Source organism: Streptococcus oralis, from assembly GCF_023109315.1.
GTDB lineage: Bacteria > Bacillota > Bacilli > Lactobacillales > Streptococcaceae > Streptococcus > Streptococcus oralis_BS.
The window spans coordinates 89,995-112,881 of record NZ_JALDUF010000003.1 but is presented as its reverse complement, the minus strand read 5'-3'; the positions used below and the strand labels follow the sequence as shown (position 1 = coordinate 112,881).

At 39.4% G+C, this 22,887-nt stretch carries 20 protein-coding genes and 4 pseudogenes; 8 read left to right on the top strand and 16 right to left on the bottom strand.

The window, feature by feature from the left end; translation table 11 throughout:
• The first annotated feature begins 1 nt into the window (after nucleotide 1).
• On the top strand, nucleotides 2-1,180 hold the full coding sequence (locus M1F74_RS05125) for a hypothetical protein (RefSeq protein WP_247946496.1): 1,179 nt from the start codon (nucleotides 2-4) through the stop codon (nucleotides 1,178-1,180).
• Nucleotides 1,181-1,212: 32 nt separating this feature from the next.
• Here M1F74_RS05125 and M1F74_RS05120 read toward each other — a convergent pair whose 3' ends face one another.
• Nucleotides 1,213-1,569, bottom strand: coding sequence for a type II toxin-antitoxin system PemK/MazF family toxin (locus M1F74_RS05120; RefSeq protein ID WP_000560798.1), 357 nt, complete (start codon nucleotides 1,567-1,569; stop codon nucleotides 1,213-1,215).
• Nucleotides 1,553-1,768, bottom strand: a complete 216-nt coding sequence (mazE, locus tag M1F74_RS05115; protein WP_084854267.1) for a type II toxin-antitoxin system PemI/MazE family antitoxin — start codon at nucleotides 1,766-1,768, stop codon at nucleotides 1,553-1,555. Before mazE ends, M1F74_RS05120 begins: the two co-directional genes overlap by 17 nt.
• A 215-nt stretch (nucleotides 1,769-1,983) precedes the next feature.
• Here mazE and ylqF point away from each other — a divergent pair, with 215 nt between their 5' ends.
• The 3 genes from ylqF to M1F74_RS05100 are packed head-to-tail and all read left to right on the top strand — an operon-like array spanning nucleotide 1,984 to nucleotide 5,164.
• Nucleotides 1,984-2,835 carry a ribosome biogenesis GTPase YlqF gene (ylqF, locus tag M1F74_RS05110; RefSeq protein WP_084854269.1) on the top strand — a complete coding sequence of 284 codons (852 nt, stop codon included), beginning with the start codon at nucleotides 1,984-1,986 and terminating at the stop codon, nucleotides 2,833-2,835.
• Nucleotides 2,822-3,601, top strand: a complete 780-nt coding sequence (locus M1F74_RS05105; RefSeq protein WP_084854270.1) for a ribonuclease HII — start codon at nucleotides 2,822-2,824, stop codon at nucleotides 3,599-3,601. Before ylqF ends, M1F74_RS05105 begins: the two co-directional genes overlap by 14 nt.
• Nucleotides 3,602-3,613: 12 nt before the next feature.
• Nucleotides 3,614-5,164: a ClC family H(+)/Cl(-) exchange transporter gene (locus M1F74_RS05100; RefSeq protein WP_084854272.1), complete on the top strand. Its 1,551-nt coding sequence runs from the start codon at nucleotides 3,614-3,616 to the stop codon at nucleotides 5,162-5,164.
• Nucleotides 5,165-5,903: 739 nt separating this feature from the next.
• Here the strand turns inward: M1F74_RS05100 and M1F74_RS05095 are convergent.
• A pseudogene (locus M1F74_RS05095) lies at nucleotides 5,904-6,363 on the bottom strand (IS982 family transposase); the annotation flags it as partial.
• 485 nt (nucleotides 6,364-6,848) lie between these two features.
• Nucleotides 6,849-7,871 carry a hypothetical protein gene (locus M1F74_RS05090; protein ID WP_084854274.1) on the bottom strand — a complete coding sequence of 341 codons (1,023 nt, stop codon included), beginning with the start codon at nucleotides 7,869-7,871 and terminating at the stop codon, nucleotides 6,849-6,851.
• A gap of 253 nt (nucleotides 7,872-8,124) precedes the next feature.
• Between M1F74_RS05090 and M1F74_RS05085 the strand changes: the two genes are divergently transcribed.
• The 4 genes and pseudogenes from M1F74_RS05085 to xerS all read left to right on the top strand — a co-directional run bounded on the left by M1F74_RS05085 (nucleotide 8,125) and on the right by xerS (nucleotide 10,493).
• A complete protein-coding gene (locus M1F74_RS05085) occupies nucleotides 8,125-8,622 on the top strand; it encodes a restriction endonuclease subunit S (protein WP_080619133.1) in 498 nt (165 codons plus the stop codon).
• Nucleotides 8,623-8,734: 112 nt separating this feature from the next.
• Nucleotides 8,735-8,854, top strand: a pseudogene (locus M1F74_RS10120) (zinc-ribbon domain-containing protein); the annotation flags it as partial.
• Entirely contained in the window at nucleotides 8,834-9,142 is a 309-nt protein-coding gene (locus tag M1F74_RS05080; RefSeq protein WP_007521954.1) for a zinc-ribbon domain-containing protein, read from the top strand. The pseudogene M1F74_RS10120 and the gene M1F74_RS05080, both read left to right, overlap by 21 nt.
• A 280-nt stretch (nucleotides 9,143-9,422) precedes the next feature.
• Nucleotides 9,423-10,493 carry a tyrosine recombinase XerS gene (xerS, locus tag M1F74_RS05075; RefSeq protein ID WP_247946495.1) on the top strand — a complete coding sequence of 357 codons (1,071 nt, stop codon included), beginning with the start codon at nucleotides 9,423-9,425 and terminating at the stop codon, nucleotides 10,491-10,493.
• Nucleotides 10,494-10,558: 65 nt separating this feature from the next.
• Here the strand turns inward: xerS and M1F74_RS05070 are convergent.
• The 12 genes and pseudogenes from M1F74_RS05070 to M1F74_RS10115 form a co-directional block, all read right to left on the bottom strand.
• A pseudogene (locus M1F74_RS05070) lies at nucleotides 10,559-11,200 on the bottom strand (hypothetical protein).
• A gap of 103 nt (nucleotides 11,201-11,303) precedes the next feature.
• Nucleotides 11,304-12,293: a lipoate--protein ligase gene (locus tag M1F74_RS05065; protein ID WP_247946494.1), complete on the bottom strand. Its 990-nt coding sequence runs from the start codon at nucleotides 12,291-12,293 to the stop codon at nucleotides 11,304-11,306.
• 58 nt (nucleotides 12,294-12,351) lie between these two features.
• A complete protein-coding gene (lpdA, locus tag M1F74_RS05060; protein ID WP_247946493.1) occupies nucleotides 12,352-14,055 on the bottom strand; it encodes a dihydrolipoyl dehydrogenase in 1,704 nt (567 codons plus the stop codon).
• Nucleotides 14,056-14,100: 45 nt separating this feature from the next.
• Entirely contained in the window at nucleotides 14,101-15,144 is a 1,044-nt protein-coding gene (locus M1F74_RS05055; protein WP_247946492.1) for a dihydrolipoamide acetyltransferase, read from the bottom strand.
• A 447-nt stretch (nucleotides 15,145-15,591) separates the two neighbouring features.
• Nucleotides 15,592-16,584 (bottom strand): alpha-ketoacid dehydrogenase subunit beta, encoded by a 993-nt coding sequence (locus M1F74_RS05050; protein WP_000448714.1) that lies wholly within the window; start codon nucleotides 16,582-16,584, stop codon nucleotides 15,592-15,594.
• 15 nt (nucleotides 16,585-16,599) lie between these two features.
• Nucleotides 16,600-17,568, bottom strand: coding sequence for a thiamine pyrophosphate-dependent dehydrogenase E1 component subunit alpha (locus tag M1F74_RS05045; RefSeq protein ID WP_000105343.1), 969 nt, complete (start codon nucleotides 17,566-17,568; stop codon nucleotides 16,600-16,602).
• A 178-nt stretch (nucleotides 17,569-17,746) separates the two neighbouring features.
• Nucleotides 17,747-19,087 (bottom strand): MATE family efflux transporter, encoded by a 1,341-nt coding sequence (locus M1F74_RS05040; protein ID WP_247946491.1) that lies wholly within the window; start codon nucleotides 19,085-19,087, stop codon nucleotides 17,747-17,749.
• A gap of 41 nt (nucleotides 19,088-19,128) precedes the next feature.
• Complete coding sequence (locus M1F74_RS05035) at nucleotides 19,129-20,397, bottom strand: dihydroorotase (RefSeq protein ID WP_000924514.1); 1,269 nt, start codon at nucleotides 20,395-20,397, stop codon at nucleotides 19,129-19,131.
• 12 nt (nucleotides 20,398-20,409) lie between these two features.
• Nucleotides 20,410-20,874 carry an NUDIX hydrolase gene (locus M1F74_RS05030; protein WP_001135762.1) on the bottom strand — a complete coding sequence of 155 codons (465 nt, stop codon included), beginning with the start codon at nucleotides 20,872-20,874 and terminating at the stop codon, nucleotides 20,410-20,412.
• A gap of 9 nt (nucleotides 20,875-20,883) precedes the next feature.
• Nucleotides 20,884-21,537 carry a uracil-DNA glycosylase gene (locus tag M1F74_RS05025; RefSeq protein ID WP_001164845.1) on the bottom strand — a complete coding sequence of 218 codons (654 nt, stop codon included), beginning with the start codon at nucleotides 21,535-21,537 and terminating at the stop codon, nucleotides 20,884-20,886.
• A gap of 61 nt (nucleotides 21,538-21,598) precedes the next feature.
• On the bottom strand, nucleotides 21,599-22,291 hold the full coding sequence (locus tag M1F74_RS05020; RefSeq protein ID WP_001146412.1) for a YjjG family noncanonical pyrimidine nucleotidase: 693 nt from the start codon (nucleotides 22,289-22,291) through the stop codon (nucleotides 21,599-21,601).
• A gap of 30 nt (nucleotides 22,292-22,321) precedes the next feature.
• Nucleotides 22,322-22,875 (bottom strand): annotated as a pseudogene (locus tag M1F74_RS10115) (hypothetical protein).
• Nucleotides 22,876-22,887 lie beyond the last annotated feature (12 nt).

The window sequence follows — 22,887 nt, the reverse complement described above, 5'->3', positions numbered from 1 at the left end:
CATGACACTTCCAGTTAGAAAATCCCTGCACGATGCGGTTTTACAGGCTTCAAAAGCTAATACTTGGGAACAAGCTACCAAGGAATGGAATGAAGTTTCCTTGATTTTTAACGGTATCGGCCGTAGCAATTGTGTCTGTGGAAATGCCATCAAGTACGCCTACGAACTCTTTAACGGTGTCACAGGTCAACGCCTCTTTCCGATTGGTAGCGACTGCGTCAGACACTTTCATCGATTGACCCTTGACCAGCAATTGGAGGAGGAAGAAAAACTACTCAGAAAGGTTGAAAATCTGACCAGAAAAGCCCAGAAAAAGGAAAAAATCAAGGTCAATAAGAGTGACTTTGACGAGCGTCTTCTGAAGTGGCTCTGGGAAAAAGGTGTTTTTAAACCCAATCGTGGCAATCAATTTACACCTGAGAGAGACTACCAGCTTTTCCTAGAAGTCTTTCAAGGAGGAAGTTGGACCAAGGCAGAGCCCAAGAAAAAGGCTCGTATGGAAGAAGTCCTTGAAAAGTGTATCAAACCCTTTTTACTTGGAAAATCAGATGACCAACTCTACCTTGTCAAGCTAGGAAAGGAAAAAATCGACTACGAACAAGAACTACGTATCCAGGCAGAGAAGGAGCGTAAGAAAAGAGATAAAATCGCCAAGCAATATGCAGACAATCTGGTCCTAGCCATGGGACCAGCAGAGCGTGCTTATCAGGATTACTTTGGCTTTACAGAAACCTTGACCCAAGAAGAACGAAAATGGGAAAAAATCCTCTTTGGTAAGAATAGAGACGAACGGGCTGTCAAGGCTAAACAAAACCAAAAGGAGTTGGAAAAGGATCAGCGAATTGCAAATCAAGATCCGATTGAACGAAAGCAGAAGCAGACTTGGCTTCTTAATTCCTATTTTCGGGATTTGCCTGATGAAAAATCCAGATTTTCTCGGCTCCTATCAGAATATCGAAAAAGTGGAGAAGTACCCTTTTCAGATGAATACTTATCTGAGCATCTCATCGACTTTTTTTACAAGATGAAAGCCTTTGAGTTTGAAATTGCACCAGAACAAGTCCGCGATTTTCTAAAAGAATGCCTTCAGGCAGAACATTTATCATCAGCACAAGAAAGCTGGATTAAAGGGATTTTGACAAACTGCCTTCACCCGTTTTTAGATAGATTGCTCATATAAAAAAATCCTACCTTGTTTATGCATGGTAGGATTTAAGTATCACCAAAGATGTACTGGTAAAGTTGGACGACTTTCTGAAAACACTGCGTGTCCATTCTTGTTATTTTTTGAGCATTACGCATCCGAAAATCAAAGGTATACAGTTGAAATGGATTGACAGCGCCATCTACCTTGTCCGACGAGACAGGAACGAGCAAGCCTTTTTCTGCCAAACGTTGTTGGCCATGAGTGATAGGACAGACAGCTACAAAACCAGTTTGCAAGGCATATTCTCTCCTAGAAACGACCAAGGCAGGTCGCCGTTTCTGGATTTCTCGACCGACTGATGGATCAAAGTCCAGCCAAATGATATCCTGCTTTTCAGGAATATAGTCAGATTTCGCTATCAAGTGGCCTTACCCCTTCAAAATCGTTTGTCATTCTCAAATCAGTAATCCCATCAAAAGGATCTTTCAGTTTTGGAGCTAAGACAATGACTCCGTCAATCCCTTTGTAGACAACCATTTCTTGACCTTCTGTCATCCCCAAATTTTTAGGAATAGTCACAGTGAGAGAATTCCCTACCTTCCGAGTCTTTACTGTATTCATCACTCTACCTCCACGAAATTGTATACACTAAGTATATACCTGTTAGCAAAAAAAGTCAAGTAAATCCTGACTGGCATCAAGGATGTGTCGGACCTATACTATTTGTCATTTATTGTGGTCAAAGCCTGTGCAAAAGTTCCTCATTTATGATAGAATAGGTAGTAAGAAAGAAAACGTTTTTACTACGTTTTTTTTAGTCGGAAGGGGAAAATATTATGGCTACTATTCAATGGTTTCCGGGCCACATGTCTAAGGCTCGGCGACAAGTTCAGGAGAATTTAAAATTTATTGATTTTGTGACGATTTTGGTGGATGCTCGACTACCTTTATCTAGTCAAAATCCTATGTTAACCAAGATTGTGGGTGATAAACCTAAACTCTTGATTTTGAACAAGGCTGACCTAGCAGACCCAGCAATGACCAAAGAATGGCGTCAGTATTTTGAATCACAGGGAATCCAAACTCTGGCTATCAACTCCAAAGAGCAAGTAACTGTAAAAGTTGTGACAGATGCGGCTAAAAAGCTCATGGCTGATAAGATTGCACGCCAGAAAGAACGCGGTATCAAGATTGAAACCTTGCGGACCATGATTATCGGAATTCCAAATGCCGGTAAGTCAACTCTCATGAACCGTTTGGCTGGGAAAAAGATTGCGGTTGTCGGCAATAAACCAGGTGTTACCAAAGGACAACAATGGCTCAAAACCAATAAAGACCTTGAAATATTAGACACGCCAGGGATTCTATGGCCTAAATTTGAAGACGAAACCGTTGCTTTGAAACTAGCCTTGACTGGAGCAATTAAAGATCAACTACTCCCAATGGATGAAGTGACCATTTTTGGTCTCAATTATTTCAAAAAACATTATCCAGAAAAGCTAGCTGAACGCTTCAAACAAATGAAGATAGAAGAAGAAGCACCTGTTATCATCATGGATATGACACGTGCCCTTGGTTTCCGAGACGACTATGACCGCTTTTACAGCCTCTTCGTCAAGGAAGTCCGTGATGGAAAACTCGGTAACTACACCTTAGATACATTGGACGACATCGATGACGACGATTAAAGAAATCAAAGAACTTCTGGCCACTGTCAAAGAATTAGACAATCCCCTTTTTCTTGAACTGGAAAAGGATAGTCGCTCTGGAGTTCAAAAAGAAATTAACAAGCGTAAAAAAGCCATTCAGGCTGAACTGGATGAGGACCTACGTTTGGAATCCATGCTTTCCTATGAAAAAGAACTCTATAAGCAAGGATTGACCTTAGTAGCAGGTGTTGACGAGGTCGGCCGTGGTCCTCTTGCTGGCCCTGTAGTTGCTGCAGCTGTTATTTTACCTAAAAATTGTAAGATTAAAGGCCTCAACGATAGCAAAAAAATCCCTAAAAAGAAACATCTGGAAATTTATCAAGCCGTTCAAGACCAAGCTTTATCAATCGGGATTGGTATCATGGATAATCAAGTCATTGACCAAGTCAATATCTATGAAGCTACCAAACTAGCTATGAAGGAAGCAATCTCCCAGCTCAGTCCGCAACCTGAGCACCTCTTGATAGATGCCATGAAACTGGAGTTACCAATTTCACAAACCTCCATTATCAAAGGAGATGCCAACTCCCTCTCCATCGCAGCTGCATCTATAGTGGCCAAGGTGACACGGGATGAATTGATGATGGAATACGATCAGCAATATCCTGGCTATGATTTCACGGCTAATGCAGGTTATGGAACAGCTAAACATCTAGAAGGACTAGAAAAACTAGGTGTCACCCCGATTCACCGAACCAGTTTTGAACCAGTCAAAACACTGATTTCAACTAAGAAAGACAAGTAAGAGGAAATGATTATGGAGGAACAGTCAGAAACACTCAGTTCCAAGAAAGAATTTGCCTTTGCCTCAAGCACCATATTATCCCAAGTTGGACGAGGAATCATTGTTGGTCTCGTCGTCGGACTAATCGTCGGATCCTTTCGGTTTTCAATCGAAAAAGGCTTCCACCTGATACAAGGATTCTATCAAGATCAAGCGCACCTAGTGCGCAATCTTTTTATCATTGGTTTATTTTATTTAATTGTTAGCTGGCTCAGTGCGAAATTAACTCGATCGGAAAAAGATATCAAGGGTTCTGGAATCCCTCAAGTCGAAGCCGAACTAAAAGGTCTCATGTCTCTCAACTGGTGGGGCATTCTCTGGAAAAAATATATTTTAGGTATTCTTGCTATTGCCAGTGGCCTTATGCTAGGGCGTGAAGGGCCAAGTATTCAACTTGGAGCAGTTGGTGGAAAAGGTATTGCCAAGTGGCTCAAATCTAGCCCTGTTGAGGAACGCTCCTTGATTGCCAGTGGTGCTGCAGCAGGGCTAGCAGCTGCCTTTAATGCACCAATCGCAGGTCTTCTCTTTGTTATAGAAGAAGTTTACCACCATTTTTCACGCTTTTTCTGGGTCTCAACTCTAGCAGCCAGTCTCGTAGCAAACTTTGTTTCTTTGCTCATATTTGGCCTAACACCCGTACTGGATATGCCGGATAACATTCCTCTCATGACCCTAGACCAGTATTGGATTTACCTCCTTATGGGAGTTTTTCTCGGGCTCTCTGCTTTTCTCTATGAGAAAGCTGTACTCAATGTTGGTCGAGTTTATGACTGGGTTGGTCAAAAAATCCATTTGGATAAAGCTTATTATCCAATCCTAGCCTTTATCCTTATCATACCAGTCGGGATCTTCTTGCCACAAATTCTTGGTGGTGGAAATCAGGTCGTTCTTTCTTTGACTGAGCTAGATTTTAGTTTTCAGGTTCTATTAGCTTACTTTTTGATTCGCTTTGTTTGGAGCATGATTAGTTATGGAAGTGGTCTCCCAGGAGGAATCTTCCTTCCCATTCTGGCGCTTGGTTCCTTACTTGGTGCCCTAGTCGGTGTCATTTGTATGAATTTTGGACTTGTCAGTCAGGAGCAATTTCCTATATTTGTTATTCTTGGAATGAGTGGCTACTTTGGGGCAATATCCAAGGCTCCCTTAACCGCTATGATCCTCGTAACTGAGATGGTAGGGGACATTCGCAATCTTATGCCACTTGGCTTAGTGACCTTAGTCGCCTACATCGTCATGGATCTGCTCAAAGGTGCTCCAGTCTATGAGGCCATGCTAGAAAAAATGCTGCCAGAAGAAGCAACAGACGAAGGAGAAGTCACCCTCATTGAAATCCCTGTATCAGATAAGATCGCTGGAAAACAAGTACACGAACTCAACTTGCCACATAACGTACTCATCACTACCCAAGTCCATAATGGCAAGAGCCAAACAGTTAACGGCTCAACTAGAATGTATCTGGGTGATATGATTCACTTGGTGATTCCAAAAAGTGAAATTGGAAAAGTCAAAGATTTGTTGTTATAAGTTTTTGTTTACATAATTTATATTATGCAACAAAAATATTTCTTAATTAAATACATTTGAAAACCGATTCTCTGCAATGAGATCGGTTATTTCTTACTGATAAGGTATTTCAACATACAAGTAATTGAACTTTGTAAAAAATAAGACTATAATTAAGTTAGGAATGATAAAGCTAGAAAGGAGTTTACTGTATCAAATCTGTACAGTAAGATTAAAAATCATGAAAAAGAAAACAATAGCAATTATACAATGTATTTTGTATCTCATAGCTCCTTATATAGCTCTTCAGTTATGTAGAATGAACAGAAGTATCGTTACTGATAATCTCTTTTTTATTTTCCTTATTCTGCTGACTATTTCATTCTGGTTTAGTATTTGGAAACTAGAAAAAGCACTAGATAATGATTCACAATAGAAAAAAGATTTAGTTCTGTATTTCATAGATCTAAGAAAACTAAAATTTTATGTACAATTGACTAAACTAGAGCTAAACCATTGATACAACTGAATTAGAAGCATAAAGTACATTCTTTAAAAAGTGTACTTTATTTTTGTTTTGTACATTATTTTGGAGTGGTATTTTGTATATTTTCTAGTACATCACATCATCTGATTTAAGGAATTGATTTGTACATTTTTTACTCTAGTAACAGTAGAAGGAGTGGTGGTTCAATTGTACATTTTTTGCTACTCATTTAAGGTCTTATTGATAGTAAGATATAGATTTTTACTCGTGGTGCTAGTTAATCTCAAAGTATCTCAGATTATAAGTCAGTACAATTTGCTCCATTCTCAACTGCAATCCTGTTAAGCCTCTAGCTAGTGTTTGTTCGACATCAAAAAAAGCACAAAGTTCTGAAAATCGAGTTTCAATAGTCCGTCTCATAGCCATTAGTTTCTAATGATTATGTTGTTTAGCTCTGTTTCAACTGTTCTCTGAGTTCATAGCTAAGATAAGCTAAATCAGCTAAAACATAGGGTTGAGAACAATTTTCTAGTAAGTCATCAACTGCCCTAATATCATGTACTGAGGCAGGCGTTACAACATAATTCAGAATATAGCCTGATAGGGTGACCAGCATATGTACTTTGAATCCATAGACCCAAAGGTGCTTAGAGGAATTGTAACCAATGTCGGCTAGTTCATTAAAAACATGTGCTCTATGGTTACGGACTGGTTGACAAACCGAATCAATCAAGAAGGAGCATCCTGAGGTTCCGGCATTTGAAGAATATGATGAGCTGCTTGCAGAAATTAAAAAATCCCTATAATAAGGCATGAGATGACCCTCAAAGTCAGACTTTTATCCCAGTGTTTTTCGATGGAATTTTTTAATTGCTATAATACCTTGTGCAAAATAGTCGTATATATCAAAATCAGAGTCACGTTACCTACTATTAGTCCGAAAGTCGCAAGTATTGTCTTTGATGTACCTGGCTTAAAATCTGCGCTAATTGAATATGGCCAAAAGCATATCATTGGGAAAACGGCTATTAACACGCATACATAGGTAGGAAAGTTTGTCCAAAGAAAGCGTGTCGTCTCTAACCAGTGCCCCCATGAAGGTATCATTATTTTGCTTATAGTGAAAAGTATGCATATAAGGTGGACCATCAGAAGATAAATAGCATACTTTGTCTTGCTCAGTACTTTTTTCTTTTTCATTTTATCTAACTATCCTTGCTAATTATTCTCTCGTTCACCTGCAATATGAACTTTAAAACTAAAATTAACTATATTATTATTCGAATCAATGTCCAAATTCATAAAGTATTGATTCCAAAAGAATTCATTGTTACCTGTTCCCCACTGCACACCGTAATGTCCCAAATATTCACCTCTCGGATTGCTTGGAGTCAGCCATATTTTTTTACCAAATACTTCCTTAAACTTATTTTCATCAAGCTTCTCTAGCAAACCTATACCATCTATATTATATGAAATTCCATATTTTTTAGCAGCAGCTGTGCATTCAGAATCGAAGCAAACCTGCGTAACTACACAGTCCTTCAGTTCCTCATACCTCTTTTTATGCCCGTAAACACCTATGCAGCCAACTACTACATTCTTCTTTACAAGAAGATAAGTCGATCGTGTGACTGCAGAGTCATATGACTTAAATCCGCTTGGCACTGTTACACCGGAACCTTGGTATTTATAATAGCTTCCCGATGTCAAAAGCTCATCATACTCGGAGTAGTTCTGTTTACCATTTGATACATATATATCATACCCCTTATCCATCAAATCCGACACCTTCGTCTCAGATAACTTTATCTCCGTATTACTAATCATCAAAGCTGGCGCCTTGTCAGGTAAACCTATCAGTATGTATGCGAACATCAAAAATACAAATACCATAAGCACTGCAACGATACCTATCCAAGATTTCCCGGTTCTCCTTCGTGCATTGAAAAGCGCCATTATAGAAGGCGTGATTATAGCAGCACCAATTGGCGCCGCCCCATGACGGAACATGCCCATGACCTTAAAGGCAATTACAGCGCTAATTAGTATTAAAACTATATGCACTGCATACTCTCCTACGCTTAGCTTACTCGTCCTAGTCTGATTATTTGCTGGGGCATCGTACACTGGAACACCGTTCTCAAAGGTGTTCTTCATTCTAAAACGCAGCCAAAACAATATTCCAATAAACACAACTGCCAAGAACACTAGCATTCCGATAAAAACTAATTTTTCCATATGTAACCTTTTTTCTGACCTAATTATCGTCCATCAAAATTCATATCTAGTCTACCACATTTTGAAATTGTTTTACAATATTTACACACTTGTGCACGAATCAATAATGTATACAAGCTTTTCAGATTATTTTTTCTTTACACCTCTTTAAAATTGTATAGAGTTTAATACTTGTTTTATTCTAAACGTGCGCATCATTTTAGCGCAAAAAACAAATTTAATTCCGTTGTTTCTGTAGTTAACTTTTTTTGATATCATACCTACTAAGAAGAAGATAAATGCGAATATTGTTACTTTTAACGGTGAATTCTCATATGTTGCTAGAGGAGAAGGTGAAAATGGAATCAGAGGATATATTGATTTTGATGAAAAATTTTTAAATCCCTCCAATACTATTTCTTTCGGTCAAGATACTGTAACTATGTATTATCAACCAAATGCCTACTTTACAGGAGATAAGATTCAAATATTTAAGTTAAATAAAAAATATGGGAAATTAACAGAAAATATTGCTTTGTATTTAATTAGTTCGATGAAAAAAGCTTTTACAAATTTTTCTTGGGGTCAATCTTCTTTTGCTCTTGATGTTATTTCAAATATTGATATTGAACTTCCAGTGACAAAAAGTGGTACTATTGATTTTGAATACATGGAAAAATATATTCAAGTAATAAAGAAACAGCTTATTGAGGACGTTGTTGAATATAAAGATGAATACATCAGCAAGAGCAAATCAACTGTTTTTAAATAAGGTTATATGGTATCTTTTTGGTAGCTAAACAGACAAAAGGAAAGGATTTAACGACCTTTCAACCACTCATCCAAGGTTAATTAAATAGTGGTCAGACTTAAATCAAAAAAGTTCTTGCTCAATAATGTGTTGTAATTCGACTTATAGAGCGTGGTGGAAATGCAATGTATGTAAAGGAGAATATCAACAAACTGTTAAGAAAAAGATTCTAATGAAAGAATCTTGTTGTCCATATTGTCAAAATAATGAGGTGTTAAAAGGATTTAACGACCTAGAAACGACTCATAAACATTTAATGAACGAATGGGACTATCTTAATAATATTCTTTTAGCAGACCCGACTGCAATCAATGAGAAATATCAACAAACTGTATGGTGGATATGTAAAGAAAACTCAAATCATCGATACAAACTAAAAATTAATGAAAAAATTAAGTATGAGAAGCGCTCATTAATAAGCTGCTCAATTTGCAAAGGTTTAAGAAGAAAACAGGAGCATTTCGTTAGATTAAAGATGTAATAAAATATTAAAATCAAACAAGCTAAAAACACTCTAAAGATCATTAAATTGATATTGGAGTGTTTTTTATTGTCAAAATGTACATTTGAAAAATTTTTAGTTTTTACTTAAATAAAGTACATAATTGAATATAATTGGCTTAAAAAATTTTTTTGGTTATTTTTTTATTTTTTGCACTTTAAAAAAACTCATGTAACATCTTTCCGAAAAACTATAATTTTCTTGAAAAATATATAAGTCTATGCTATACTACTAGTAGACTTACTTATGGAGAAAATACATGAAACGTGAGATTTTACTGGAACGAATCGACAAACTAAAACAAATCATGCCCTGGTATGTTTTGGAATACTACCAATCAAAGCTTGCTGTTCCCTACAGTTTTACAACTCTGTACGAATACCTCAAGGAATACGATCGATTTTTCAGCTGGGTTTTGGAATCTGGTATTTCAAATGTTGATAAAATGTCTGACATTCCTTTATCAGTCTTGGAAAATATGTCTAAAAAAGACATGGAAGCCTTTATTCTTTATCTACGTGAACGACCTTTGCTGAATGCCAATACAACCAAGCAAGGTGTCTCTCAGACAACCATCAATCGCACATTGTCAGCACTTTCCAGTCTTTATAAGTATCTAACCGAGGAAGTCGAGAATGATCAGGGTGAACCTTATTTCTATCGTAATGTAATGAAGAAAGTTTCAACCAAGAAAAAGAAAGAAACACTTGCTGCCAGAGCTGAAAACATCAAGCAAAAACTCTTTCTAGGTGATGAAACAGAAGGTTTTCTAACCTATATCGACCAGGAGTATCCACAACAGCTCTCAAATCGTGCCCTCTCGTCATTCAATAAAAATAAAGAACGTGATTTAGCCATTATTGCCCTTCTCTTGGCGTCTGGTGTCCGCTTATCTGAAGCTGTTAATTTGGATCTAAGAGACCTTAATCTCAAAATGATGGTTATCGATGTTACTCGAAAAGGTGGCAAACGTGACTCGGTCAATGTCGCTGCTTTTGCTAAGCCTTACCTAGAGAATTATCTAGCCATTCGAAATCAACGCTATAAGACGAAAAAGACAGATACAGCTCTCTTTCTGACCTTATATCGTGGCGTTCCCAATCGTATCGATGCTTCTAGTGTTGAAAAGATGGTTGCTAAGTACTCTGAGGACTTCAAAGTCCGTGTAACTCCCCACAAACTCCGCCATACCTTAGCAACCAGACTCTATGATGCAACTAAATCGCAAGTTTTGGTCAGCCATCAGCTAGGACACGCCAGTACACAAGTCACTGACCTCTATACCCATATCGTCAACGATGAACAAAAGAATGCTTTAGATAGTTTGTGATTTACATAAAATAAATTATGTAAATCAACTATCGCTAAAAAGCGAAATTATCTTTCGTTTTTTAGTTATTTAAACTCAATCCAGTAGTTACGGTGTGGCTCTATAATTACTGGTTTACCCCAAAAGGCTTGTAGATAGGCTAGATTTGCTGGGCTTACAGGTTTTTTTGAATCATTGTACTGCTCAGCACTCTATTTAGTTAGAAAACATTTTACTGCTTCATAAGAAGTTCCATCAGCTGATTCTCTTTCGATTCCCATATAAGAAATTTCGTCACCTTTTTTAAGACTGTCAGTCAACAGTTTACCAATAAAATACACTGTCTTATCCTTCATCAGTTCATAAGCTTTACCATTTTCCAGTCGGTTATTTGCGGCAGCGTACATAATACAAAAACTATCAACAATATCTTTCAAAGGCATTAAGTCCTCTTTCTTTACTTTGATTTCATCGGGAAGAAGACCGCCAATTATAAGATTTTGGAAATGGGCTTGCTGGATTATATTATCTAAGGCCATTCCTAAAGGTATTTGAACAGCTTGGTATCCTAAAGGCTGCAGCTCTTTATTTTTCTTATCATAATGTTCTTGTGTGATACTTATATTTAAACTTTCTGTTTGGGAAATTTCTTCATTTCTATAAAAAGCAACAACATTGCGGTCTAACTGTTCAAATAGATTAAGACTTTCTACTGGAATTTCTAACATTAATGAATAACTCCTTTTCATTTTTCCTCTCTATTATACTCTAATCAGCTTGATTATCAAGTCTAAACGTAATAAAAGAATCCATCTTAAATGGATTCTTTTATTATCCTACTACTGCTTCAGCAATTTCTTCACGGCTAATTCCAGCAAAGTAGCGTGTGATATCAATAGTTTCTAAGGCATTAAGAACATCTTCGCGTTCGTATTTCACTCCACGAAGGACATCTTCTACAGCTGCAACGTCTTCAATACCAAAGAAGTCACCATAGATCTTGATGTCTTGGATTTTTGATTCAAGGACGTTGGCAAAAACTTCAACCTTACCACTGGTAAATTTTGTTCCACGACGAACGTTAAATTCAGGTGATTTACCGTAGTTCCAGTCCCAAGTTCCAAACTTGGTATCCTTGATACGCTTAATTTCAGCCAATTCTTGTTCAGAAAAAACATATTCAGTCATTTCTGGGTACTCTTTTTTCATGTATTCCAGTAGCAAGTCTCGGAATTCTTCAACTGTGATTTTTTCTGGTAATTCATTGACAATATTGGTTACACGGGCACGGACGGATTTCACACCTTTTGATTCGAATTTGTCTTTTGAAACCTTGAGGGCGTTAGCAAGGACTGATAAATCAACGTCAAAGAGCAAGCAACCATGGTGCATAATACGGCCATTGATATAGGCTTGGGCATTGCCACAGAATTTCTTGCCATCAATCTCTAGGTCATTGCGGCCTGTGAATTCAGCCTTAACACCTAGTTGAGCCAAGGTATTGATAACTGGAGTTGAGAAGCTCTTGAAGTCAAAGGCCTTGTTTTCATCTTCTTTTGAAATGATGGTGTAGTTGAGGTTGTTTAAATCGTGATAAACAGCTCCACCACCACTGATACGGCGAACTACCTCAATCCCATTTTCTCGAACATAATCACGATTGATTTCTTCGATAGTGTTCTGGTGACGTCCAACAATGATAGATGGTTTGTTAATCCAAAGAAGGAAGATTTGATCCTCATCTAGTAAGTGTTTAAAGGCATATTCTTCCAAGGCAATATTAAAGGCGGTGTCGTTTGAATGATTGATAATGTATTTCATGATATCCCTTTATACGATAGAGACTGGAAAATATCTTCCAGTCTAATCTATCTTCGTTTTATTTTTTCTTAGGTGAATGGATAGCCATTCCTAGAACATCCGCAAATGCTTCGTACATCACTTCAGAGTAGGTTGGGTGTCCATGAATAGTCTTCAACATTTCTTCAACAGTGATTTCCATTTCGATAATGCTTGACGCTTCGTTAATCAATTCTGCAGCTGCAGGACCAATGATGTGCACACCAAGGATTTCTCCATATTTCTTATCTGCAATGACTTTTACGAAACCTTGAGCAGCGTCCGATGCAATAGCACGACCATTAGCTGCAAAGTTGAATTTACCGATGGCTACATCGTATTTCTCACGAGCTTGTTCTTCAGTTAGACCTACTGCTGCTACTTCAGGAAGAGTGTAGATAGCTGCAGGAGTCAAGTTAAGTTTGGCAACAGCATGATTTCCTTTAAGGGCATTTTCAGCGGCAACTTCACCCATACGGAAGGCTGCGTGCGCTAACATCTTAGTACCATTAATATCACCTGGTGCGTAGATACCTGGAACAGAAGTTTCCATGTATTCGTTGACCTTGATACGTCCACGATCCAATTCAAACTCAACATCACCAATACCTTCAAGGTCTGGCACACGACCGATTGAAAGGAGCGCTTTGCTTGCGATGATATCATCTTTTCCCTCAACCTTGATACGAAGTTGACCATTTTCTTCGATGATTTCTTGCAATTTTGTACCTGTCAAGATGGTCATACCTTTACGCTCAAGAATCAAGCGGAGATTCTTAGACACTTCCGCATCCATAGCTGGAACGATACGGTCCATCATTTCGATAACAGTTACTTTTGAACCAAACGTCATGAAGGCTTGACCGAGTTCGATACCGACAACGCCACCGCCGATGATAACAAGGCTTTCTGGAACTTCGTTCATTTCAAGAATGTCATCACTGGTCATTACAAGTGATGATTCCATACCAGGAACGTTAATCTTGCTGACTTTTGAACCACCAGCAAGGATGATTTTCTTGGTTTCAAGCAATTCTGAACCATTAACTAAGACATTCTTGTCTTTAGTGATGGTACCAATTCCTTTATGAACAGTAACTCCGTAGCTACGAAGAAGACCTGCAACTCCACCTACCAAGGTATTGACAACTTTAGATTTAGTTTCTAAAAGTTTGTCCATATCAACAGTGAAGTTTGGATTTTCAATGACGATACCACGGTTTGCTGCATGATCGATGTTTTCGATGATTTCAGCATTGTGAAGGTAGGTCTTTGTTGGGATACAGCCACGGTTCAAGCACGTTCCACCAAGTTCAGATTTTTCAACAAGGGCAACCTTACCACCGAGTTGGGCAGCTTTAATCGCTGCAACATAACCAGCAGGGCCTCCACCAATTACAACGATATCAAATGCATCATCGCTCTTACCATCGTCGTTTGAGGAACTAGCTGCAGGTGCAGGTTTTGATTCTGGCGCAGCTGCTCCAGCTGTTGGGATGTTTTCCCCTTCTTCGCCAAGGTAACCGATAACTTCAGTTACTGGAACGGTTTCACCATCTCCTTTAAGGATGGCAATCAAGTATCCATCTTCTTCAGCTTCCAATTCCATGCTGACTTTGTCAGTCATGATTTCCAAAAGGATTTCTCCTTCTTTTACAAATTCACCGACTTTTTTATTCCATTGGACGATTTGTCCTTCTGTCATATCTACGCCGGCTTTTGGCATAATTACTTCTAAGGCCATGTCTTACTTCCTTTATCTAAATCTCTAAAAAAAACAATAGCTGACTTAAACCAACATTGAGATCGGATTCTCAATCAAGGCTTTCAAGTCTTTCATAAACTTAGCACCAGCCATACCATCTACGACACGGTGGTCAATAGTTAATCCTAGACTCATGATTGGTCGGATAACAATCTCACCATTGACAACTACAGGTTTTTCAACTGTTGAGCTCACCCCGAGGATTGCTGAGTTTGGTTGGTTAATAATCGGACCAAAGGACTGAACACCAAACATTCCCAAGTTACTGATAGTAAATGTTGAATTTTGAAGTTCACTAGGAGCTAATTTACCATCCAAGGTACGACCAATAACGTCTTTAAATGCAACTACCAACTCTGACAGACTTAGTTTCTCAGCATTGTAAACAACAGGTGTCATCAATCCATTATCCATTCCAACCGCCATCGCAAGGTTGACATAATTATGAGTAATAATAGTCTTGCCGTCTTCGGTCAATGAAGCGTTGATGTAAGGGTGTTTCATCAATGTCTTAACAACAGCGAGTGAAAGAAGATCAGTAACCGTAATTTTCTTACCAGTTGCTTCCATGATTGGTTCAAGAACTTTCTTACGAAGAGCCAGCATTTCAGACATATCAACATCGTAGTTGAGCGTGAAGGTTGGCGCAGTCAGGTAGGATTCGACCATACGTTGGGCGATAATCTTACGCATTGGTGTCATTGGAATACGCTCAATCTCACCATAAGGAGTGATAGTATCTGGAACTTCTTCCACTTTTTCGATTTGAGCAGGAGACTTGATGGTGTCGTTTTCGATATTTTCAGGAAGTAAGGCTAAAACGTCCTTCTTCATGATTTTACCACGGTGACCCGTTCCTTGGATTTCCTGCCAAGCAATGTTATGTTCGAGGGCAATTCGTTTTGCAAGTGGCGAAATGCGAACCACGTTTGTGTCTTTATAAGTTTCCACGTCTTCTTTGTGGACACGACCGTTTGCACCTGAGCCAGAAACGTCGTAGAGATTGATCCCTAGATCATCCGCTAACTTTCTAGCCGCAGGAGTCGCTCTTAGCTTGTCATCAGCCATGACCTCTCCAATTCTATACTAAGATATTAAGTACGAAGAGGGCAATGAAAAAATAGGAGATTGACGATGTGTTCGATGAACACAAGGAAATCTATCTTTTTTTCACAGACCTCCGTCCGAATTCAATTACATGATATAAAGGGCGTCAAAAGCGACTGAAAAATAGGAAATCGACGCTGGCTTCGATGAAGCCAAGGAGATTTATCTTTTTTCCGAGCTTTTAGCCCGTGTTCAACTCTACAAGTAACTTGGACACGAAACGCGTCTCAAGTTACTACGGTTGCCGCTATTAGGCGGTCAACCTAGTAGACTTACTAAGTTTTTTGTCGAATATGATCGATTCGTCAAAAAACTGTCGCAACTTTATATACAACTTGGATACAAAACATACCTCAAGTTACTAAAGTTAAAATCTCTAAAAATTTACGTAATTTAATTTATGCAATATTATTCTTTGTTATAAGTCTTACGGATTGCATCTTTGATGCTTTCAACTGTTGGAATCATTGCATTTTCAAGGTTTTGCGCGTAAGGCATTGGCACATCTTCTCCGGCGCAACGGCGGATTGGTGCGTCTAGATAATCAAATGCTTCTGATTCTGAAATAATAGCTGAAATCTCTCCGATATAGCCACTTGTTTTGTGAGCATCGTTGACAAGTACCACCTTACCAGTCTTCTTCACTGAGTTAATGATGATATCCTTATCAAGCGGAACGAGGGTACGTGGGTCCACAATTTCAACTGAAATTCCCTCTTCTGCTAATTCTTCAGCAGCTTGAACCACACGACGTAGCATTTTACCGTAAGTAACGACTGTTACATCCGTTCCTTCGCGTTTGATTTCCCCAACCCCAAGTGGGATTGTGTAGTCTGGATCAACTGGCACTTCCCCTTTTTGGTTAAATTCTGACTTGTATTCAAGGATGATAACAGGGTTGTTATCACGGATAGAAGACTTGAGCAGTCCTTTCATATCCGCAGGTGTACCTGGAGCTACAACCTTGAGACCAGGGATGTGTGTAAACCAAGACTCTAGGGATTGCGAGTGCTGTGCTGCAGAACCAACTCCGTTACCAGCTGCACAACGGACAGTCATTGGAACTTGACCTTTACCACCAAACATATAACGTGTTTTAGCAGCTTGGTTAACGATATTGTCCATGGCTATAACCGAGAAATCCATAAAGGTCATATCAACGATTGGGCGAAGTCCTGTCATAGCTGCTCCTGCTGCTGCTCCCGAGATAGCAGCTTCAGAAATAGGACAGTCACGGACACGTTCTGGACCAAATTCTTCGAGCATTCCAACAGAAGTACCGAAGTCTCCTCCGAAGACACCGACGTCTTCTCCCATCAAGAACACATTTTCATCGCGACGCATTTCCTCAGACATAGCAAGGATAATGGTGTCACGGAACGACATTGTTTTTGTTTCCATTTTATCTCTTTCTCCTTAGTCTGCGTAAATATCTTCAAATGCTGATTCTAGTGGTGGGAATGGGCTTTCTTCCGCAAATTTAACAGAAGCTTCTACTGCTTCCTTGACTTGCGCTTGGATTTCTTCCAATTCTTCTGCACTTGCAATATTGTTTTCAATGAGGTATTTGCGAAGATTTTCGATTGGGTCTTTTTGTTTCCACAATTCCACTTCTTCACGAGTACGATATTTACCAGGGTCAGATGATGAGTGACCAAGCCAGCGATAAGTGATACTTTCGATCAAAACTGGTCCATTGCCACCACGAACATGGTCTACGGCTTTCTTAAATCCTTCATAGACATTGATGACATTGTTTCCATCTTCGATAAACATTCCAGGGATTCCATAAGCAGCACTACGTTGATGGATATGCTCCACATTCGTCATTTTCTTGATATCCGCAGAGATCCCATAACCGTTGTTAATGCAATAGAAAATGACTGGCAGGTTCCAGATAGAAGCCATGTTTACTGCTTCGTGAAAGACACCTTCGTTGGTCGCACCATCTCCAAAGAAGCAAACAACGATTTTACCGGTATTTTTCATTTGCTGACTGAGGGCTGCGCCAACAGCGATTCCCATACCACCACCTACGATACCATTGGCACCAAGGTTACCAGCATCCAGGTCAGCGATGTGCATAGAACCACCTTTACCTTTACAAGTTCCAGTGTATTTGCCAAGGATTTCAGCCATCATTCCATTGAGGTCAATTCCTTTGGCAATAGCTTGTCCGTGACCACGGTGGTTTGAGGTAATTAGATCATCTGGATTGAGAGCCAACATAGCACCCACGTTAGCTGCCTCTTCTCCAACAGAAAAGTGCGTCATTCCTGGCACTTTCCCTTTCTTTACTAATTGCGCAATTTTTAAGTCCATACGACGGATTTCTTCCATCTTACGGAACATCTCTAGCAAAAGATTTATATCTAAAGTTGACATCTTCTTGCCTTTCTAACTTTGTACTTACTTTACTATTTTACCGTTTTTAGAAAACACTGTCAAAGTATATGACCGTTAAAATTTCACAAGGTAAAAAAATAAATCCCCGTTTTAACAGGGATTTTCTTTAGTTAGAGTATTTTTTCACAAACTTGTTTTTCGGGATGTTTTCCAAAAATTAGCCCAATCTTTTCATTATGGATTTCAAACGCCATTGATACAAACAGCCAGAAACAATCAAGCTGGCAATCAACCCAATCCAGTAGGCAAATGCCCCCAAGTCAGTTGCTTGATCTAATAGATATCCTAGAGGTATCGCTACTCCCCAATATCCGATTAGGCCAAGATAGAAAGGAACGATAGTGTCCTTATAGCCTCTTAGAATCCCCTGGAGCGGAGCCGCAAAGGTATCAGCTAGCTGGAAGAAGAGACTGTAAGTCAGAAATACAGCCGTTGTTTCAATGAACTGAGAGTCATTCCCATATAGACTTGCTACACGATCTCTAAAAATGTAGAGAAAGGACAGGGTAAAACCAGCAAAAATGAGGGCTGTTATTCTCCCCAAACGAGCATAGATTTTAGAATCCTCAAAACGTTTAGCCCCCACCTCATACGACACAACAATCGCCATAGCAGAGGAAATACTCATGGGAAAAGCGTACATGAGACTCGAAAAATTCATAGCTGACTGGTGACTGGCGATGATGAGCGATGAAAACTTAGCCATGATTAGTCCCACCACGGAGAAAATAGCCACTTCCGCAAATACGGTTCCTCCGATTGGTAGACCTAATCGAACACCTTCCTTGATTTTATCTATATTGAGTGGAATAGGTTTTTCAAGATGTAACGCTTTTAATCTTTCCTGTTTGAACAAAACAAGCAGGGAAATTCCCAGTAAAACCCAATAGGCTAGAGAAGTTCCTAGACCTGCTCCTGCGCCACCAAGCTCTGGAAAACCAAGGGCTCCATATATCAAGAGATAGTTAAAACCACTATTTAGCGGAAGTAATAGGAGCATCAGATACATAGATAGCTTGGTCAATCCAAGAGAATCTAACAATGATCGAATGACACTAAAAAGCAACAAGGGAATAATTCCAATAGACAGGTACCAAAGATAGGAAACTGCAACTGCCGCTACTTGAGCTTCTAGTCCGATATGATTTAAGACAAGAGGTGCCAAGAAAAGTACCAGTCCCAGTAAGACCACAGATAGACCCAAGGCCAAATAGATGAACTGGTAAAAATCTGACGCAACTTCTTCCTTTTTGCCTCGTCCCAGATGATGGCCTATGATGGGAACCATGGCCGAAACAATCCCTGTTAAAAAAGTAAAGAAAGGATTCCATAGACTCGTTGCAGTTGATACACCAGCCAAGTCCATGGTATTGTACTGCCCAGTCATTGTTGTATCAACAAAAGAGGCAGAATAATTGGCAAATTGATAAATCAGGATAGGGAAAAATATCTCAAGAAATAAAACAAACTTGTCTTTAAATTGATGGGTTGGGTACATATACGCTCTCTATTCTTATAGTTTATAGAGCAGAGTCCCATCTAGTTTTGATAGACGATTTGTCCCTTACAGATAGTATATTTGACCTGCCCTTTTAAAGTTTCCCCGATAAATGGAGAATTGGCTGATTTTGAAGCGAAGTTTGGACCAACAGTCCGATCAGCCTTGTCATCAAAGACAGTGATGTCCGCTGGACCATTTTCAGCCAAGTAGCCTGCTTCAAAGTTGTAAAGTTGGGCTGGATTGACAGTCATTTTTTCTAGTAATTCCATCAAGCTTAGTTCACCAGCTTCCACCAAATAAGTCAAACCAAGAGAAAGAGAGGTTTCCAAACCAGTCATACCAGATGGCGCTTTGGTGATATCTTCTACATTTTTCTCATCTGCATGGTGAGGCGCGTGGTCTGTCGCGATAACTGTGATAACACCTGACTTGAGACCTTCGATAACGGCACGACGGTCTGATTCCAAACGAAGCGGAGGGTTCATTTTGGCATTGCTACCTTGAGTTAAAAGAAGAGTTTCTGTCTTAGAAAAATGTTGTGGTGCCACTTCTGCTGTGACTTGGGCCCCCAAACCTTGAGCAAACTCTACTACTTTGACACTTTCCTCCTTAGACAAATGCTGGATATGAACGTGGGCCTTAGTTGCATGGGCAATCATGACATCACGCGCAATCATAGCGTATTCTGCTACACCTGTCGCACCACAGATCTTGAAGTGGTCTTTAGCGATGTTTTCGTTGAAACCAAGAATTCCATTCAAACCAGGATCTTCCTCGTGAAGACAAACAAAGGTACCTAGTTTCTTGGCGTTTTCCAAGGCTTCTTTGAGAACCTTGCTACTTTCAAGCGGGATACCGTCATCTGAGAAACCAACTGCTCCAGCTTCCAAAAGTGCCTTAAAGTCAGTTAAGTCTTGGCCATTAAAATTCTTAGTAATGGTCGCAACCGTCTTAACATTGATTTTCTCTTTAGCAGCTGACTGAAGAACTTCTTGCAAAGTCTCCACGTCTGAGATGGTTGGATTGGTATTAGCCATCATGACGACCGTTGTAAAACCACCTGCAGCGGCTGCTAGAGCACCAGTATGGATATCCTCCTTGTGGGTCTGACCAGGTTCACGAAAATGAACATGAATATCCACGAGTCCAGGCGCAACTACAAGCCCAGTAGCATCAATCAGTTCTGCTCCTTCTTCCTTAATTTCAGGCGCAATTTTGACAATTTTCCCATCTTGGACCAAAACATCACACACTTGATCCAAACCAGACTTGGGATCCATTACACGACCATTTTTGATTAGTAACATCTGCTTTCTCCTTTATTCATAGAAATCAACTTGAGTATCCAACAATTTATCCCCATCATAAACAAACTTAGCTGAAAAGAAGGGTTTGTCCTCTAAAAGCCACTCAACAAAGGTGTGATCACCCTCCCAAGTCGGCTTGCTCAAAACTTCATCATAGGGAACCCATTCCAGCGTCCCCTCATTGCAGTCAATCAAGTCCCCCTCAAACTCCGTTACCTTAAAAACATAGGTGTACCAGTCTAAATCAGGCGTGAACTCAGGAAAAGTGATAACGCCTTTTAGCACAGGCTTACCTTTCAAACCTGTTTCTTCGAAGATTTCACGCGCTGCGCATTCTTGAGGTGTCTCCCCTCGCTCTAACTTACCACCCACACCAATCCATTTGCCTTCATGGACATCATTCGGCTTCTTATTGCGATGCAGCATGAGCAGTTCTTTTCCGTTATCAATGTAGCAAATCGTCGCTAACTGAGGCATATTCTCTCCTTATCTAAGCCAATCAATTGGCACTTGTCCTGTCTCTTTTAAAAATGCATTAGCCTTAGAAAAAGGCTTGGAACCCCAAAATCCTCTGAAAACAGATAAAGGACTGGGATGGGCTGATTCGATAATCAAGTGGTGAGGATTGGTAACCAAGGACTTCTTCTTGCGTGCATAAGCGCCCCAGAGTACAAAGACCACTGGCCTATCCAGACTATTGACAACCCGAATCACAGCATCTGTAAAGGGCTCCCATATCTGCCCAGCATGACCATTGGCCTGCCCAGCAGGAACGGTCAAGCAAGCATTGAGAAGTAAGACTCCTTGCTCAGCCCAAGCCGTCAAATCATGAGATTTCTTAACTCCGATGTCATCTGCTAATTCTTTCAAGATATTTTGCAAGGACGGCGGAGCTGGGATAGAGTCAGGTACAGAAAAACTCAAGCCCTGAGCTTGACCTGGCCCGTGATAGGGGTCTTGCCCTAGAATCACCACCTTAACTTCTTCAAGCGGTGTAGTCAATAGAGCCTGAAAAATCTTTTCCTTAGGTGGATAAACAGTTCCCTGAGCATAGACCTGATCCATAAACTGATTGATTTTCCCGAAATACCCCTCAGGTAATTGCTCCTTAATCAAAGCATGCCAAGATGAGTGTTGCATCGCCAACTCCTTCGTTTTTACTGCTTCTATTATAGCAAAAAGTGGCTATTGAAACCACTTTTTACAGTTTATCTAAACAATCCAGCAAGTCTTGATAAGAATGAACTTCATAGGTTGGCTGGGCTTGTGTGTGATTTTCGAGGTGATGAGGATTATACCAGATAGTATCGATACCAGCATTATTGCCACCTTGGATGTCAGCTGTCAGGGAATCTCCAATCATCAGCGTCTTTTCTTTGCTGAAACTTTCAATCTGCTGACCGATTTTTTCATAGAATAGTGCATCAGGCTTTTGTGTTTGCAGTTGCTCGGAGATAAAGACTTGGTTGAAATAGGAAGCCAGACCTGATTGAGCCAAACGTCCTGTCTGAATGGTAGTAATCCCATTTGTCGCAGCGTATAGCTCATAATCTCTCTCGATGAGGCTGTCCAAGAGTTCATGAGCACCCGAAAGAGTTTGCCCCTGCTGAGCGAGATAAAATTGGTAACGCTGGGCAAGTAACATGCCGTCTTTTTCCTGTCCGAAATAGGCAAATAAACGAGAAAAGCGCGTGTTGACCAGCTCTTGTTTACTAATTTTCTTTTGCTCCAAGTCCTTCCAGAGAGCCTTGTTCATCGGAACGTAATAGTCTTTATAGGCTTGAATGTCCGCAACTCCTTCTTTCTTTAGAAGTTGCGTCAAAGCCACATCCTCAGCAACATCAAAATCAAGCAAGGTGTGATCAAGGTCGAAGAGTAGAAATTTGTAGGGCAATTTGATTTTTCCTTTCTAAGTGAAAATAAGTTACTTGTATTTATTAGGGAAATATTCTTTTCCCAACTGCCATAAGTACTGATCAATTTCTTTAAGATTAAATTCTTCTAATCCGTAGTATCCTCTAAAAGCAATAATTATATTTTTAAATTTTTGATAATCTTTTAGGTCTGAATTCTTAAATTTAGAAAATTTATCTGTTTTTCTAAAGTATTTCAATACCTTTTCTACGTAGCTATCATAAATAGGGTATTCTTTAGGATTGTGATGCGAACAGTATTTAGTTGAAAAAGAATAGAACTTTCTAGTGACTCCATTGATAGTAACATTTTGAATTTCATTGACTAAAGTTACATCACCTTGTCTCAACCTCTCGTCAATTTTAAGACTCAGTATATGTTCTGCAACTGGATAAACTGAAAAAATATTGGTAAAAGCTCAAAAAATAATTTATCTAAAGCATCTTCTTGCAACTTATAATTTTTAAGATTTTTCCACGATTTCAAGTATTTTTCTACTTCACTGGCTGACGGTTTAGAAATAACAATAGCTGATTTCTGTTTTCTACTGTAGTTTATTTGCATACTTATCTCACT